A 15908-nucleotide genomic window follows, 5' to 3' on the forward strand; every position below is an offset into this window, starting at 1 on the left:
GGGGCACGAGGAAACCTCGTGCCCCACGGGATCAACAGGGTGAGTGACGGGACTTGAACCCGCGGCCACCTGGACCACAACCAGGTGCTCTACCAACTGAGCTACACCCACCACGACGGGCTGCGGACCGCCCGTTCGATGTGCAAGCACAGCATAGCCGATCAGAGGGGTGCTCCCGCGACGCGATATCGGCTCCCGGGTGGGCGGCGGCCGCGCCGCCCGCGCCGCCCCGCACGGCGCTCCCTCGCCGGGAGGCGGGCGGCAGCGCCGCGGCCCGCGCCGCACGGCACCCGGCTTCCCCCGCCGGGCGGCGGATCGGCGCGGCCGCTGCCCCCGCCGCGCGGGGCACGGCAGGATCACCCGTATGACACGTGAACCCGCACCCTTCACGGCCGACGACTACGCCGCCCGGATGACCGCCGCCGCCGAGACCGCCGCCGACGCGGGGCTCGCCGGCCTGCTGATCTCCCCCGGGCCCGACCTCGCGCACCTCACCGGCTACCGGCCCACCGCCGAGACCGAGCGGCTGACCCTGCTCGTGCTGGCCGCCGGGCAGGATCCGGTGCTCATCGTGCCCGCGCTGGAGGCCCCCGACGCGCAGAAGGCCCCGGACGCCACCGCTCTGACCCTGCGGGACTGGGCCGACGGGAAGGACCCGTACGCCGTCGCCGCCCCGCTGCTGGACTTCCGCGGCCGCTTCGGAGTGAGCGACAACACCTGGGCCCTGCATCTCCTCGGCCTCCAGAAGGAGTTGCCGAACACCTCCTACGCGGCGCTCACCGACTGCCTGCCCATGCTCCGGGCCGTCAAGGACGAGCGGGAGCTGGACCGCCTCGCCGCGGCGGGCGCCGCCGCCGACGCCGCCTACGCGCAGATCCTCCACCTCCCCTTCGCCGACCGCCGGGAGCTCGACGTGGCCGAGGACCTGGCGGCCCTGCTGCGCGCACACGGCCACTCCCAGGTCGACTTCACGGTCGTCGGCTCCGGCCCCAACGGGGCCAATCCGCACCACGAGGCCGGCGACCGCGTCATCCGCCACGGCGACATGGTCGTCCTCGACTTCGGCGGCCTGCGCTTCGGCTACGGCTCCGACATCTCCCGCACCGTGCACGTCGGCGAGCCCACCGCCGAGGAGCAGCGGGTCCACGACATCGTCCGCGAGGCCCAGCGGGCCGGCGTGGCCGCGGTCCGGCCCGGGGTCTCCTGCCAGGAGGTGGACCGGGCCGCCCGCGCCGTGATCACCGAGTTCGGCTACGGGGACCGCTTCATCCACCGCACCGGCCACGGCATCGGCGTCACCACCCACGAGCCCCCGTACATGGTCGAGGGCGAGGAGCAGCCGCTGGTCCCCGGCATGTGCTTCTCCGTGGAGCCGGGCATCTACCTCCCGGGCCGGTTCGGCGTCCGCATCGAGGACATCGTGACCGTCACCGAGGACGGCGGGCGCCGCCTCAACAACGCCCCGCGCGAGCTGGCCGTCGTGGGGTGAGCGTCACGGGGCCAGGACGGCCGCCGACTCGCCCGGTACGTGGATCCGCCCGTCCGGCCCCGGGTGTTCGAGGGGCTCCCAGGCGGCCAGCACCCGCACCCCGTTGCGGCCCAGCGCGATCGTCACCGGCTCCGCGGAGAGGTTCACGATCACCCGGACCTCGCCCCGCCGGAAGGTGAGCCAGCGACGCTCCTCGTCGTGGGCGACCCGGACCGCCGCCAGGTCCGGGTCGCGAAGGTCCGGATGGGTGCGGCGGAGCGCGATCAGGGTGCGGTACCAGTCCAGCAGGCGGGCGTGGACGGCCTGTTCGGGCTCCGACCAGTCCAGGCGGGAGCGGTCCCGGGTGGCCGGGTCCTGCGGGTCCGGGACCTCCTCGGCCTTCCAGCCGTGCGCCGCGAACTCCCGGCGGCGCCCGGACCGCACCGCCTCGGCGAGCTCCGGGTCCGGGTGGTCCGTGAAGTACTGCCAGGGGGTCCGCGCCCCCCACTCCTCGCCCATGAACAGCATCGGTACGAACGGCCCGGTCAGGGTCACGGTCGCGGCGCACGCCAGCAGCCCGGGGGAGAGCGAGGCGGACAGGCGGTCGCCGAGCGCCCGGTTGCCGATCTGGTCATGGGTCTGGCTGTAGCCGAGGAAGCGGTGCGCCGGGGTCCGGCGGCGGTCCACCGGCCGGCCGTGGGTGCGGCCCCGGAAGGAGGACCAGGTGCCGTCGTGGAAGAAGGCCCGGGTCATGGTTTTGGCGAGGGCGGCGAGCGGGGCCGCGGCGAAGTCGGCGTAGTACGCGTGGGACTCGCCCGTCAGCGCGCAGTGCAGGGCGTGGTGGAAGTCGTCGTTCCACTGCGCGTGCAGGCCCAGGCCGCCGACGGCGCGCGGGGTGGTGGTGCGCGGGTCGCACCGGTCGGACTCGGCGATCAGGAACAGCGGGCGGCCGGTGTCCGCCGCCAGATCGTCGACGGCCGCGGACAGTTCCTCCAGGAAGGTCAGCGCGCGGTCGTCGGCCAGCGCGTGCACGGCGTCGAGCCGCAGCCCGTCGATCCCGTAGTCGCGCAGCCAGGCCAGCGCGCTGCCCAGGAGGTAGCCGCGCACCTCGTCGGAGCCGGCTGCGTCCAGGTTCACCGCCGAGCCCCACGGGGTGTGGTGGGTGTCGGTGAAGTACGGGCCGAAGGCGGGCAGGTGGTTGCCCGACGGGCCGAGGTGGTTGTGGACCACGTCCAGCACCACGCCCAGCCCGGCCTCGTGCGCGGCGGCGGTGAAACGGGCCAGGCCGGCCGGACCGCCGTACGGCTCGTGCACCGCCCAGGGCGCGACCCCGTCGTAGCCCCAGCCGTGCCGGCCGGCGAAGGAGCACACCGGCATCAGCTCCACGTGCGTGACGCCGAGGGCGGTGAGGTGTCCGAGCCGGGCGGCGGCCGCGTCGAAGGTGCCCTCGGGGGTGAAGGTTCCGATGTGCAACTCGTACAGCACCGCGTCCTGGAGCCCGGTGCGGGGCGGCGGTGCCGGCGTGGGCGTCCGCCGCGGGGCGAGGGCATCGAAGTCGACCACCGCCGACAGCCCGTCCGGCCCGTCGGGCAGCCGCCGCCCGCGCGGGTCGGGCCGCGGACCCTCGCCGTCGAGCAGGAATCCGTAGCGGCTCCCGTCGGCGGCCGGGGCCTCGGCGGTCCACCAGCCGTCCCGGTCCGGATCGCGCGTCATGTCGTACGTCGCCCCGTCGAGCCGCATGGCGACGTGGCCTGTCAGCGGTGCCCACACCTCGAACTGCACGGACGGTCCCCTCGTCGGCGGCGGTGTCCAGCCTGCGTATCCTGCCCATCATTCCGGGCGCGGCGGGGGAGTTCTGGACACTCCGGCCCCGACGGGCCGACAATCACCCTGTGACGTCCAGTTTTGAGATTCCCGCCTTCCCCGCGCCGCGGCTGTCCGACGCCGAGCGCGACCGGGCGCTGGGCCAGCTCAGGGAGGGCGCAGCCCTCGGCAAGCTGTCCCACGACACCTTCTTGCGCCGGATGGAACTCGCCCTCGTCGCGCGCCGCTCCGAGGACCTCGCCGTGCTCACCGCCGACCTCCAGTCCCGGGAAGCGGCCGAAAGCCCGTGGACGCGTCGGCTGTTCGGCTGGGTGGGCCGGGTCTCCGCCGTCTCCGTCGGGGTCCGGCGCGCCTGGAACGCGGAGCGACTGCCCAAGCTGCTGCTGCCGCACCCGAGCGCGGCCGCCCTGCGGATCGGCCGCGACCCCGGCAACGGGCTGCGGCTCAGCCACGAGACCGTCTCCCGGGCCCACGCGGAGCTCAGCATGCGCGACGGGGTGTGGGTCCTCAAGGACCTCGGCTCGACCAACGGCACCACGGTCAACGGGCGCCGGGTGACCGGCTCCGCGGTGGTCCGGGAGGGGGACCAGGTCAGCTTCGGGAACATGACCTTCCGGCTCTCGGCCGGCTGAGGCCGACCCGCGGCGGAGGCCCGGGCCGGCGGCGGGCGAGGCCTGCCGCGCATGCCGATGGAAATCGGCCCCCGCGTACTGCCGCCCTCCGACCAGTGCTGCTCACCGGCGCACGGCGAAGGCGGCCACTTCGGCATCCACACCGACGCCTCCCGCGTGCGCGACGTGAGTACGGCGCTGTCCGCGGTGTACTACCTCCACCGCACGCCCCGAGGCTTCGGGGGCGGCCAACTCCGGCTGTACGACACCGTGGTGAACGACGGCAGGGCGCGGCCGGCGGAGTCCTGTCGCACCGTCGAACCCGAGCACGACAGCATCGTCTTCTTCCCCTCCAGCGCCTTCCACGAGGTCGTGCCGTCCACCTGCCCGAGCGGGCGCTTCGCGGACCACCGGTTCACCCTCACCACCTGGATCTCCGACGAGGAGTCCGCCACGGGGCCGGACGCCCGGCCCTCGCGGATGGCGCAGTGGATGGCGGACGCGGCCGAAGGCACCCGCCCGCTCCACGAGGCCGAGGGCGACCACGACGGCGCCAGGCCGGTGGCCCTGCCGCCGCCCGGCCGCGCAACATGCCTCAGGACGAACGGGAACTGACGGTCGTGCCGTCCGGCCGCCCGGCCGCGACCAGCCGGTCGTAGGCGGCCAGGACGGTACGGGCCTGGTGCTCCACCTGGGTGGCCACCGGGACCCAGCGGGCCCCGAACCGGGCGGCGAAGTCCTCGCACCACCCGGTCACCAGCCGGTCCAGCCCGGGCGCCGCCGGGTGCCCCTGGGCGCGCAGGACCCGCAGCAGCATCGCGGCGGCGCGCAGCGACAGCCGCCGCCCGAAGGCGTCGATGCTGGCGATGTACGCCGCGGTGGCCTCCGCCGGGGCCCCGGCCGTCCACTCCGCCGCCACCTGGGGGATCAGCGCGAGCGTCCAGTCCACCGCCCGCAGAAGGGGGGCCGCGGCCGGAGCTCCGTACGACGGCGGGTCCTCCGGTACGCGGGCACCGCCGCGGACCGCGGCGACGAGCGCGGCGTCGGTGGTGAGCCGCTCGGCCAGCATCCGCAGGGCGCCGCGCGGGTCCGGGTGCGGTGCCGGATCGTCCACCAGGTCGGAGGCCCACATGGGGACTTCGACGATGGCGGTCGTGCCGGCGTAGCGGTGGGCGTGGTACCAGGTGCTGAGCCGGGTGTCCTCCGGGTGGAAGGCGCCCGCGGCCTCGCTGCCCGGCTGCGGGATCACGAAGATCCCGGGGCCGGGGGAGGGCCAGCCGGCCGCGTCCGAGGCCCCGTTCTCCACCGGGATGCGCAGCTCGGCGGCCGATTTCGCGAACGGCTCGGCGAGGCCCGGTATGTCCCGGGTGAGCTGTACCCAGGAACCGCCGAGGTCGGTGGCGTGCAGGGAGACCTGGAGGACCGGACGCAGTTCGTCGATGAGCGCGGTCAGGGCCAGGGTCTCGGGCGGCAGCCGGTCCGGAGGCAGTAAGGACGGCGCCCACTCGGGCTGTTCGGGGCCGGGCGGCCGGAAGAAGCCCCGGTGGTAGTCGAGCAGGGAGTACGGCCGGGGCGTGCGGTGCAGGTTCGCGCCGTCCGGGTCCGCGCAGAGCAGGAAGTGCCAGCCGCAGCCCGCCCGCGGCGCAGGGTCGTCGAGGAGGCGCCGGGCGAGCGAGAGGACGGTGGCTCCGCCGACGGGTTCGTTGGCGTGTGCCCCGGCGACGACGAGGACGTTGCGGTCGGCCCCGAGCGGGGCGCCGCCCGTGGCGGCGACGGACAGGACCAGGAGCGGTTGCCCGGCTCGGGAGGTACCGGCCCGGCGGAGCAGCACCTCGCCGGGGTGTTCGTCCGCCAGAGCGCGGGCGGCGAGCCCGAGTTCCCGCGGTGTGGGGTAGCGCATGTCACGGAGGAGAGTCACAAGGGATGCCATGCCCGCGGGGCCCGCCGCCTACTGCTCCGCGGGCCCCGCAGTTCACCGAATCCTGGGTGAAACCCCTGGCCAACGCCCGGGGCGCGGCCCCGGCGGCCGGGTCCGGCGCCGCTGCCGGGGGTCCGGGGTGGCTCCTCGCGGGGCGGGCTACTGCTGGTGCAGGCCGCGGTCCGCAAGGCTGAGGAAGACCTCCCCGACCGCCTCCGACAGTGTCGGGTGGGGGTGGACGTGCCGCGCCACATCTCCCGGTTCCGCGTCCCAGCCGACGATCAGCTGGCTCTCCGCGATCATCTCCGACACGTGCGGCCCCACCAGGTGCACCCCGAGCACCCGCCCGCCCCGCTCGGCGACCACCTTCACCGTGCCGCCCTGCCCGTGCACCATGCCCTTGGCCACGGCGGTCAGCGGCATCGTGTTCACCACCACGTCGTACGAGGCTTCGCGCGCCTGCGCCTCCGTCAGCCCGACGGCGGCGGTCTGCGGGGCCGAGTAGGTCACCCGCGGCACCGTCGCGTAGTCCACCGGCGCGCTCGCCACCCCGGCCAGGGTCTCGGCGACCAGCAGTCCCTCCGCGAAGGAGGCGTGCGCCAGCCCGAGCGAGGGCGGTGGCAGCAGGTCGCCCACGACATGGATGCCCGGGACGGCGCTCTCCAGTCGGGACCAGTCGGCCGGCGCCACGAACCCCCGCCCGTCGGTGGCCAGTCCGGCCGCCGCGAGGTCCAGGCCGTCGGTGACGGGGACCCGGCCGACCGCCACCAGCAGGCGCTCCGCCCCGATCTCCCGGAGCTCCCCGCGCGCGGTGCGCACGGTGGCCCGGACGCCCCCGGCCGCGAGCCGCTGCGCCCCCTCCAGCCGGGCCCCGGTCTGCACGTCGATCCCGCGCTTCTTCAGGCCCCGCGCCAGATGCCGGGACACCTCCGCGTCCTCCAGCGGAACGAGCCGGTCGGCGGCCTCGACCAGGGTCACCGCGGCACCCATGGAACGGTGGAACGACGCGTACTCCACCCCGATCGCCCCGCCGCCCAGCACCAGCACCGAAGCCGGCAGCCCGGGCGCGAACAGCGCGTCGTCGCTGGTGACCACCGTGTGGCCGTCGGGCTCCAGGCCGGGCAGGATCCGCGGCCGGGACCCGGTGGCCAGCACGATCCCCCGGGTGGCGGTGAACTCCCGCCCGTCCTCGGTCCGGACGGAGCGGGGACCGGTCAACCGGGCTCCGCTGCACACCACCCGGACCCCCGCATGCTCCAAGTGGCCCTCGACACCCTTGTGGTTGCGGGCGACGATGTCGTCCCGGGTGGCGGTCAGGGCCGACCAGTCGACCGACTCGACGCTCGCCCGGATCCCCCACCGCTCCCGTGCCTCGGCCACGCCGTCGACGAGTTCGGCCGCGTGCAGCATGGCCTTGCTGGGGATGCACCCCCGGTGCAGGCAGGTCCCGCCGACCTTGTCGCGTTCCGCGAGCAGGACGCTCAGGCCCAGGGCAGAGGCGCGCAGGGCGGTGCTGTAGCCGCCCGTACCGCCGCCGATCACGATCACATCCACCGTGCTGTCGTTGGTCATGTGGCCAGCCTCCACGGGCCGTTGGGGCAAGTCCAAGGAAATGATCTTCTGGGTGCCATGCAGGCTGTTTATGCTTCGAGGTCATGAGCCTGCGCCAGATGGAGTACTTCCTCGCCGTCGTGGAGGAGTCCTCCTTCACCCGCGCCGCGGACAGCCTGCACGTCACGCAGCCCGCCCTGTCCCACCAGGTCAAGGCACTGGAGCGGTCCGTGGGCGGCGCCTTGCTGGAGCGCATGCCGCGCGGGGTCCGGCTCACCCCCATGGGCCGCGCCTTCCTCCCGCACGCGCAGCTCGCCGTCCGCAGCGCCCACCAGGCCGAGCGGGCCGCCCGCGCCGCCGCCGGGGTGGCCGGCGGGGAACTGCACATCGCCACCGTGCACGCGCTGGCCGTCGGCCTGCTCCCGGGCGTCGCCGCCCGCTGGCGGTCCCTGTACCCGGGGGTCTCCCTGGTGCTGCGGGAGTACGGCTCCACCGAGGCCCTGGAGGAGCAGCTGGAGCGCGGTGTCGCCGACCTCGCGGTGGGCCCGGAGCCCGCCGGGTGGTCCGGTCCGCTCGTTGCGATCGGCCGGGAGGAACTGGTCGTCGTCGTCCCCTTCGACGATCCGCTGGCCGGCCGCACGGCCGTCCGGCTCACCGAACTCGCCCACCACGACTGGATCCGCTGCGCGATGGAACCGCTGGTCGACGGTGTCCTCGTGCTCGACCGGGCGTGCGGAGCGCTCGGTTTCACCCCGCACACGGTGCTGCATACGGAACACACCTCGACGGCCGTACGGATGGCGGCCGCCGGGGTGGGCATCGTCATGGCCCCGGCGCACATGGTCCGGGGCGCCGTCGGGGAGGACTGCGCCCTTCTCTCCCTCGACCCGCCGTGGCACCGGCCCCTGGCCGCCTTCTCCCGGGTCCCGCTGACCGGCGCCGCGGCCGCCTTCGCGGACCTGATCGGCGCCCGCCCGGCCACCCGGGTTCCGGGCGCGAGCGCTCCGCAGCACTGAGCAGCGGAGGGGCCCGGCCCCGGGCCGGGTCAGCGGCGCAGCCAGATGCCCACCGGGTGGCCGGCCAGCAGGGTGGCCACCTCGGTCGAACCGCTGTGTGACGTACGAGGGTTCGAGTGGTCCGGGGAGGCGGGGCCGAGGGGGGTCCAGGTGCCGGGGGGCAGGGGCAGGCGGGTGTCCCGCCAGCCGCCCGCCCCGGCCAGCCGGTGGGACAGCCGGGTGGCCGCCACCAGCAGCCCGGGGCCCCGGGTGAAGGCCACCAGGTGGTCGGCGGCCGCGCCCCGGGCCGGGACCGGCGTGTAGCCCCGGAACAGCTCCGGGCGGTCCCGGCGCAGCCGCAGCAGGGCGGCCGTGAGGGCCAGCTTCTCCTCGGCCGCATCCCGCGGGGCGGCCCCCGTGTCCAGCCGGGCCAGGGCCGCGCGGGGGAAGTGGGCCGGACGCCGGTTGTCCGGGTCCACCAGGGCCCGGTACTCCGTCTCCGCCCCCTGGTAGACCTCCGGGACCCCGGGCATCGCCAGGTGCAGGAGGGTCATCCCGAGGAGGTTGGCGCGGGCCGCCCCGGCCAGCTCCGCCGGGAGGTCGAGCGGCTCCCGGACGTACCCGGCCACGCCCGCCTCGTACTCCTCGTCCGGGTCGGTCCAGCTGGTGTGCAGGGCTGCCTCGCGGACCGCCTTGAGCAGGGCGTCGGCCAGCCGGGGCGCCGCCTCGGGGGCCCGGCCGAGCCCCAGCGCGGTCTGCCGGGCCACCCAGGCCAGCTGGGGGTCGGTCCCGGCCGGGCCGCCCATCAGCCCGGGAGCCTGGGACAGCGCCGAGATCCGGGCCCGGACGTCCGCGCTGCGCTTGGTGTCGTGGGTGGACAGTACGGTCCCGGCCGCGGGCCAGTCCCGGTCGAGGGCGGAGCAGTACGCGTGGAACTCCGCGGGCGGCACCGCCGGCCGCCCCGGCTCCCCGCCCACCTCGGTGGCCGACAGCAGCGGTGCGTACCGGTAGAAGGCCCGGTCCTCCAGGGACTTGGCGCGCAGGGCCGCCGAGGTCTGGGCGAAGCGGGCGGCGAAGGCCGGATCCCGCAGCAGCAGCTCCCGTACGGCGGCGACCGGGCCCGGACCGGCCAGCGCGGCGGCCTGCTCCACCGCCCGGGGCGGCAGGTCCGGCTCTCCGGGATAGGGCCGGTAGACGGGAAATGCGATCAGCAACTCCCTGACGGCCGGTGCAAGTTCCGGCCCGGCCTGCCGCTCCAGGGTGCTCAGTTCGGCTGCCAGGTCGCCGGTCAGCACCTCGCGTGCGGCCGCCCGGGCCGCCTCCGGCCACTGCGGCAGCCCGGTGCTCCGCCCGTACCGGGCCGCCAGCTCCGCGGCGCCCTCCGGGTCGGTGAACACCCCGTCGACCCGGTGCAGGGCGTCGTAGCCCGTGGTGCCCGCCACCGGCCAGGCGGAGGGCAGTCGCTCCTCGCGGGCCAGGATCTTCTCGACCACGACCCAGCAGCCGTCGCCCGCCGCGGCCCGCAGCCGCCGCAGGTACTCCTCCGGGTCCGCCAGGCCGTCCACGTGGTCGATCCGCAGCCCGTCCGCGATCCCGTCCCGGACCAGCTCCAGCACCTTCGCGTGGGTGGCCGTGAAGACGTCCGGGTCCTCCACCCGGACCCCGATCAGGTCCGAAATCGTGAAGAACCGGCGGTAGTTGAGGGAAGTGCGGGCCTCGCGCCACCAAGCCGGCCGGTACCACTGCGCGGCGAGCAGCTGGGGCAGCGCCAGCCCGGCGGTGCCCTCCCGCAGCGGGAACTGCTGCTCGCCGTAGCGCAGCACGTCGCCCTCGGCCTTCAGCTCGCAGGTCTCCACCGGCCCGGCGAGCACCGGCAGCAGCACCTGCCCGCCGCCCGCCTCCCAGTCGATGTCGAACCAGCGGGCGTACGGCGAGGCGGGGCCGTCCCGCAGCACCTCCCACAGCGGCCGGTTCAACTGCAGCGGGGTCGGCACGGCCATGTGGTTGGGCACGATGTCGAGGACCAGGCCGAGCCCGTGCGCCCGGGCGGCCGCGGCCAGGGCCCGCAGGCCCGGCTCGCCGCCCAGCTCGGCCCGGACGCGGGAGTGGTCGGTGACGTCGTAGCCGTGCGTCGAGCCGGGAGCCGCCTCCAGGACGGGGGAGAGGTGCAGGTGTGACACGCCGAGCGAGGCGATGTGCGGTACGGCTGCTTCGGCCGCCGCGAAGGGGAACTCCGGGCGCAGCTGGAGACGGTAGGTCGACGTCGGAGTGACATGTGTCGGAACGGCAGGTTCCGATTCAGGGGTCGCGCGCGGCTGGCTCATGAGAACGTACGTACCCAGCCTGCCGGATTCCGTGCCATTACCCAATGCATCCGAGTGACTGCGCCGGGTTAGCGTTGATCAAGTGGTTGGAACCGTCAACACCTATCGAAGAGTCATCGCCCTGACCGGGCCCCTACTCCCGCTCGTCTCATTCCTCGCCCGACTGCCCGTCGCGATGTCCCAGTTCGGCAGCTTCCTGCTGGTCGCCCAGACCAGCGGCTCCCTCGCCACCGCCGGCGCGGTGGGCGGCGCCCTCTCCGTCGGACAGGTCCTCTTCGGCCCCGTCCTCGGCTGGCTCGCCGACCGGCACGGCCAGCGTCCCGTCGTCCTCGCCGCGGCCGCCGTCAACGCCGTGGCCACCGCCGCGCTGGTCACCGGAGCCCTCACCCACCTGGCGACCGTCCCGCTCGCCGCGATCGGCGCCCTCACCGGAGCCTCCGTACCGTTGATCGGCCCGCTCGCCCGCACCCGGTCGGTCGCCCTGGCCCGCCGGGCCGACGCCGACGAGAGCGTCGTCGGCGCCGTCCACGCGCTCGAAGGCACCCTGGACGAGGTCTCCTTCGTCTTCGGACCCGCCCTCGTCGGACTCGCCGCGCTCCTCGCCCACCCGGCCTTCGCCCTGGCCGCCGCTGCCGGCCTGGTGGCCGTCTTCGGCACCGTCTACGCACTGCACCCGACCGCCGCAGTCACCGGGGGGCACCCCCGGACGAAGCCCGGGGGAGGACGCCCCGCGCGGGACCGGGGCGCGGGAGGCCGGGACGCCCGAGGTCAGGGCACCGAAGGTCAGGGCACCGGGGGCCGGGTCCGGCCGCCCGCCGTGGTCCACGCCGTACGCGGCTCCCTCGCCCTCCAGGGCGCCATGTTCGGCGCCTGCCAGGCGGGCATCACCGCGCTCACCATCCGGCTCGGCGTCCCCGACCAGGCCGCCGTCGTCTACTCCGCCATGGGTGTCGTCAGTGCGGTCGTCGGCATCTCGCTCGGTGCGCTGCCCGCCCGTTTCGGGCTGCGGCTGCGCTGGCGGGTGGCGACGGGTGCGGCTCTGGTGTTCTCCGCGCCGCTGCTGGTCACCGACGGCCTGTGGCCGCTGTACGCCGTCGTCACCGTGCTCGGCGCCGCCTACGCACCCCACCTGATCACCGCGTTCGCACTCACCGAGCGGGCCGTGGAACCGGCCCGGCTCTCCACCTCGATGGCCTTCGCCGCCAGCTGCCTGGTGGCCGGGCAGGCCACGGCGCTCGTCGTCTGCGGACGTCTCGCCGAGGCGTACGGCCCTGCCGGGGCCTTCGCCGTGGCCGTCGGGGCGGCCGCGCTCTGCCTGCTCCTCTCCCTCGTCACCCGGGTGCCCGCGGCCCGTACGCATCCCACCGGGGGGAGCGTTCCGGGCCCGCGGACCGGGTCGTCGGTGACGCAGGAGAACGGCGCCGCCTACGCCGGGCGCTGAAGCACCACCAGGCACCGGCCCGTCAGCGCCACCCGGTCACCTGCCGCGAACTGCGGCCCGGTACCGGGTGGCAGTACGTCCGCCCGAGCCGTGTCCACCACCAGCCGCCACTGCGCGCCGTGGCCCGCCGGGATCGTGAAGTCCTGGGGTTCCGCGCCCGCGTTGAACATCAGCAGGAACGAGTCGTCGGTGATCCGCTCCCCGCGGGTGCCCGGCTCGGAGATCGCCTCCCCGTTGAGGAAGACCGTCAGCGCCCGCGCGTGCTGCGCCTGCCAGTCGCGCGCCCGCATCTCCTCCCCGTGCGGGGTGAACCAGGCGATGTCGGAGAGCTCGTCGTGCGTGCCCTCCACCGGCCGCCCGTGGAAGAACCGGCGCCGCCGGAAGACCGGGTGGTCCCGGCGCAGCCACACCATCCGGCGGGTGAACTCCAGCAGCGACGGCCCCGGCTTTCCGGGCTCCGGCCAGCCCACCCAGGACAACGCGTTGTCCTGGCAGTAGGCGTTGTTGTTGCCCTCCTGGGTACGGCCGAACTCGTCGCCGTGGCTGAGCATCGGCACCCCCTGCGACAGCATCAGGGTGGCCGTGAAGTTGCGCATCTGGCGTTCGCGCAGCTCCGTGATCTCCGGATCCTCGGTAGGTCCCTCCACCCCGCAGTTCCAGGACCGGTTGTGGGTCTCGCCGTCCCGATTGCCCTCCCGGTTGGCCTCGTTGTGCTTCTCGTCGTACGAGACCAGGTCGTGCAGGGTGAACCCGTCGTGGCAGGTGGTGAAGTTGATCGACGCGAGCGGTCGCCGCCCGTCGTCCTGGTACAGGTCCGAGGAGCCCGTCAGGCGGCCCGCGAACTCCGCGAGCGTACGGGGCTGGCCACGCCACAGGTCCCGTACGGTGTCGCGGTACTTGCCGTTCCACTCGGTCCACAGCGGCGGGAAGTTGCCCACTTGGTAGCCGCCCTCGCCCAGGTCCCAGGGCTCCGCGATCAGCTTCACCTGGCTGACCACCGGATCCTGCTGGACCAGGTCGAAGAACGACGACAGCCGGTCCACCTCGTGGAACTGGCGGGCCAGCGTAGCCGCCAGGTCGAAGCGGAAGCCGTCCACGTGCATCTCGGTGACCCAGTACCGCAGCGAGTCCATGATCAGCTGGAGCACGTGCGGGGAGCGCATCAGCAGCGAGTTCCCGGTCCCCGTGGTGTCCATGTAGTGGCGCGGATCCTCCGCCAGCCGGTAGTACGAGGCGTTGTCCAGCCCGCGGAAGGACAGGGTCGGGCCCAGGTGGTTCCCCTCGGCGGTGTGGTTGTAGACCACGTCGAGGATCACCTCGATGCCGGCCTCGTGCAGCGCCCGGACGGCCGACTTGAACTCCAGCACCTGCTGGCCGCGGTCCCCCGAGGCGTAGCCGTTGTGCGGGGCGAAGAAGCCGATGGTGTTGTAACCCCAGTAGTTGCTCAGCCCGTCGTTGACCAGCCGGTGGTCGTTGACGAACTGGTGCACCGGCATCAGCTCCAGCGCCGTCACCCCGAGCTTGGTGAGGTGGCCGATGACCGCCGGGTGCGCGAGCGCCCCGTAGGTGCCGCGCAGCTCCTCGGGAAGGTCCGGGTGACGCATGGTCAGGCCCTTGACGTGCGCCTCGTACAGCACCGTGTGGTGGTACTCGTGGCGCGGCGGCCGGTCGTTGGCCCAGTCGAAGTACGGGTTCACCACCACCGAGCTCATCGTGTGCGGGGCGGAGTCCAGGTCGTTGCGCGAGTCCGGCCGGCCGAAGTGGTAGCCGTACACCGCCTCGTTCCAGCTGACCCGGCCGCTGATGGCCCGCGCGTACGGGTCCAGCAGCAGCTTCGCCGGGTTGCAGCGACGGCCGCGCTCGGGCTCGTACGGCCCGTGGACGCGGAACCCGTAGCGCTGGCCCGGCATGACGCCGGGCAGGTACGCGTGGCGGACGAAGGCGTCCGTCTCCCGCAGTTCCACGGCGGACTCGGACCCGTCGTCGTGCAGAAGACACAGCTCGATGCGTCGGGCGGCCTCCGAGTAGACCGCGAAGTTGGTGCCGGCGCCGTCGTACGTGGCACCCAGCGGATACGCCTGTCCCGGCCAGACCTGCATAGATAACGACTCTTCCCTGGTTGTCCGAAGATGTCCCGGCTGACCCGGCGTGGACCACGTCCCTGCCAGATCTTCCCCGAAAGAGGGGCCCCAAGCGCGGACTTGGCAGGGGTCCTACCGGGTGACCCGCAGAGCCGATATGCGGGTCAGCGGACTGTCTGCGCATCGGATAATGGGTCAACGGACAGCCGCCGTAAGGACCGTCTGGCTGCACCGGGCCGCGCGCGCGGAGTACCCTTCCGTGATCACTGGAGACGGGCGTCCAGACGCAGAAGGCGGTGCACGGGTGAGCTCGGGAGGTCTGGAGCTGCCCCCTGGTGACAGCAGTCACGAGGGTGGCCCGGCGGACGCCCCAGGTGGTGTCCCGGGCGGGGCACCGGCGGGGCTCCCGACCGGGGCGGTCTCCCTGGCGGGCGGCCCGGCGGCGGACGGGAGCGCGGGGGCCGGCGTCCAGCTGGAGTGGGGCGCGGAGGCCTGGAGCGAGGTCCGCACCCGGGCACAGCGGGCCGGCCGTGCGTACATCTGGCTGAATCTCATCGAACAGCGGCTGCGTGCGGTCGTCGGGGCGGTGCTCAAGCCGATCTACGAACCGGTGCACGGCGTGGACGACTGGGTCGTCGCGGCCGCCGGGCCCGCCGGGCAGGAATGGGTGCAGCGGGCCGTCGCCGTGCGCGAGGTCAGCCGCCGCAAGGGCTACCTGCTCGACTCGGCCGACGACAACGTGCTGAGTTTCCTGACCCTGCCCCAGCTGCGGGAACTGATGGTCCAGCACTGGCCGTGCTTCGAGCCGTACTTCGACGACCGGCGCGAGATCGAGCTGGCCCTGGACGAGCTGGAGGTCACCCGCAACGTCGTCTCCCGCAACCGCGCGCTGTCCCGGCCCGTGCTGGAGCAGGCGGAGCGGGCCTCGGCGCGCCTGCTGGAGGTACTGGGCGGGGTCTCCGGCAGCCCCTCGGCCGAGCGGCTGCCGATCGACGCCGTCGAGGACCTGGTCGGCGACCGGTACGCGGACGTCATCTCGGTCCACCCGGACCGGGTACGGCTCCAGCGGCAGCTCCCGGCCGAGGACCTCTTCGGCGGGGCGCGGCGGCTCGACGCCATCGGCATAGGGCTCAACCTGCTGGTCCAGAACTTCTCGGGCCGAAGACTCGTCCGGCTCACCGAGGCCGGCTGCCGGGTGCGGCTGCTGTTCCTGAACCCGGCGAGCAGCGCCGTGAAGCGGCGCGAACGGGAACTGGGACTGCGCAAGGGCGAGCTGAGCCGCTCGGTGGAGATGAACATCCTGCACGTCCGCCGGGTCCGCGCGGGCCTGCGGGACCCCTCCCGGTTCGAGATCCACGTCTTCGACGAGACCCCGAGGTTCACCGCCTATCTGGTGGAGGGGCAGTCCTCGGGCATCGCGGTGGTGCAGTCCTACCTGCGACGGGCGCGCGGCATGGAGTCCCCCGTCCTGGTGCTGCGGGGCGGCGGGCGCGGAGTGCCGAAGGACGCGGACCACGGGCTGTTCACGACGTACCGCGAGGAGTTCGAGTCGATGTGGGAGGACTCCCGGCCGGTGTCCTGACCGGCGCGGGCGCGCGCGCCACGCCCCGGCGGCCGGGCTGTCAGTACCCCGTGGCAGGCTGAAACCCGTTGACCGAAGGTGTACGGGGGAGGGGCACGGGGTGGAGGACTGGC

At 74.3% G+C, this 15908-nt stretch carries 11 protein-coding genes and 1 tRNA gene; 6 read left to right on the plus strand and 6 right to left on the minus strand.

What is annotated here, in order from left to right:
- Positions 1 to 38: 38 nt before the first annotated feature.
- Positions 39 to 111, minus strand: a tRNA-His gene (locus IE257_RS11720).
- 253 nt (positions 112 to 364) lie between these two features.
- On the opposite strand from IE257_RS11720, the gene IE257_RS11725 reads away from it, so the two are divergent.
- Positions 365 to 1489, plus strand: a complete 1125-nt coding sequence (locus IE257_RS11725; protein WP_189967570.1) for an aminopeptidase P family protein — start codon at positions 365 to 367, stop codon at positions 1487 to 1489.
- A gap of 3 nt (positions 1490 to 1492) precedes the next feature.
- Here IE257_RS11725 and treZ read toward each other — a convergent pair whose 3' ends face one another.
- Positions 1493 to 3250 carry a malto-oligosyltrehalose trehalohydrolase gene (gene treZ / locus IE257_RS11730; protein WP_189967571.1) on the minus strand — a complete coding sequence of 586 codons (1758 nt, stop codon included), beginning with the start codon at positions 3248 to 3250 and terminating at the stop codon, positions 1493 to 1495.
- Between the two features lie 110 nt (positions 3251 to 3360).
- On the opposite strand from treZ, the gene IE257_RS11735 reads away from it, so the two are divergent.
- Together IE257_RS11735 and IE257_RS11740 are read left to right on the plus strand one after the other, a co-directional pair.
- Entirely contained in the window at positions 3361 to 3924 is a 564-nt protein-coding gene (locus IE257_RS11735) for a DUF1707 and FHA domain-containing protein (RefSeq protein WP_189967574.1), read from the plus strand.
- A 51-nt stretch (positions 3925 to 3975) separates the two neighbouring features.
- Positions 3976 to 4518 carry a 2OG-Fe(II) oxygenase gene (locus tag IE257_RS11740; RefSeq protein WP_189967576.1) on the plus strand — a complete coding sequence of 181 codons (543 nt, stop codon included), beginning with the start codon at positions 3976 to 3978 and terminating at the stop codon, positions 4516 to 4518.
- Here IE257_RS11740 and IE257_RS11745 read toward each other — a convergent pair.
- Positions 4499 to 5821 (minus strand): M14 family zinc carboxypeptidase, encoded by a 1323-nt coding sequence (locus tag IE257_RS11745; RefSeq protein WP_189967577.1) that lies wholly within the window; start codon positions 5819 to 5821, stop codon positions 4499 to 4501. The genes IE257_RS11740 and IE257_RS11745 overlap by 20 nt on opposite strands.
- A gap of 159 nt (positions 5822 to 5980) precedes the next feature.
- On the minus strand, positions 5981 to 7393 hold the full coding sequence (gene lpdA, locus IE257_RS11750) for a dihydrolipoyl dehydrogenase (RefSeq protein WP_189967579.1): 1413 nt from the start codon (positions 7391 to 7393) through the stop codon (positions 5981 to 5983).
- A gap of 83 nt (positions 7394 to 7476) precedes the next feature.
- Here lpdA and IE257_RS11755 point away from each other — a divergent pair, with 83 nt between their 5' ends.
- Entirely contained in the window at positions 7477 to 8388 is a 912-nt protein-coding gene (locus IE257_RS11755) for a LysR family transcriptional regulator (protein WP_189967581.1), read from the plus strand.
- Positions 8389 to 8417: 29 nt separating this feature from the next.
- Here the strand turns inward: IE257_RS11755 and treY are convergent, their stop codons facing one another.
- Entirely contained in the window at positions 8418 to 10691 is a 2274-nt protein-coding gene (treY, locus tag IE257_RS11760; protein ID WP_189967583.1) for a malto-oligosyltrehalose synthase, read from the minus strand.
- 82 nt (positions 10692 to 10773) lie between these two features.
- On the opposite strand from treY, the gene IE257_RS11765 reads away from it, so the two are divergent.
- Positions 10774 to 12132 (plus strand): MFS transporter, encoded by a 1359-nt coding sequence (locus IE257_RS11765; RefSeq protein ID WP_189967585.1) that lies wholly within the window; start codon positions 10774 to 10776, stop codon positions 12130 to 12132.
- Here IE257_RS11765 and glgX read toward each other — a convergent pair.
- The gene (gene glgX, locus IE257_RS11770; protein WP_189967587.1) at positions 12117 to 14231 is read right to left on the minus strand and encodes a glycogen debranching protein GlgX; all 2115 of its coding nucleotides are present in this window, start codon (positions 14229 to 14231) and stop codon (positions 12117 to 12119) included. The two genes, IE257_RS11765 and glgX, sit on opposite strands and share 16 nt — an antisense overlap.
- Before the next feature lie 286 nt (positions 14232 to 14517).
- Here glgX and IE257_RS11775 point away from each other — a divergent pair, with 286 nt between their 5' ends.
- Positions 14518 to 15795, plus strand: coding sequence for a DUF5919 domain-containing protein (locus tag IE257_RS11775; protein WP_189967589.1), 1278 nt, complete (start codon positions 14518 to 14520; stop codon positions 15793 to 15795).
- The last annotated feature ends 113 nt before the right edge of the window (positions 15796 to 15908 follow it).

Origin of the sequence: Streptomyces avidinii (genome assembly GCF_014650695.1) — a bacterium.
Taxonomy (GTDB): Bacteria; Actinomycetota; Actinomycetes; order Streptomycetales; family Streptomycetaceae; genus Streptomyces; species Streptomyces avidinii.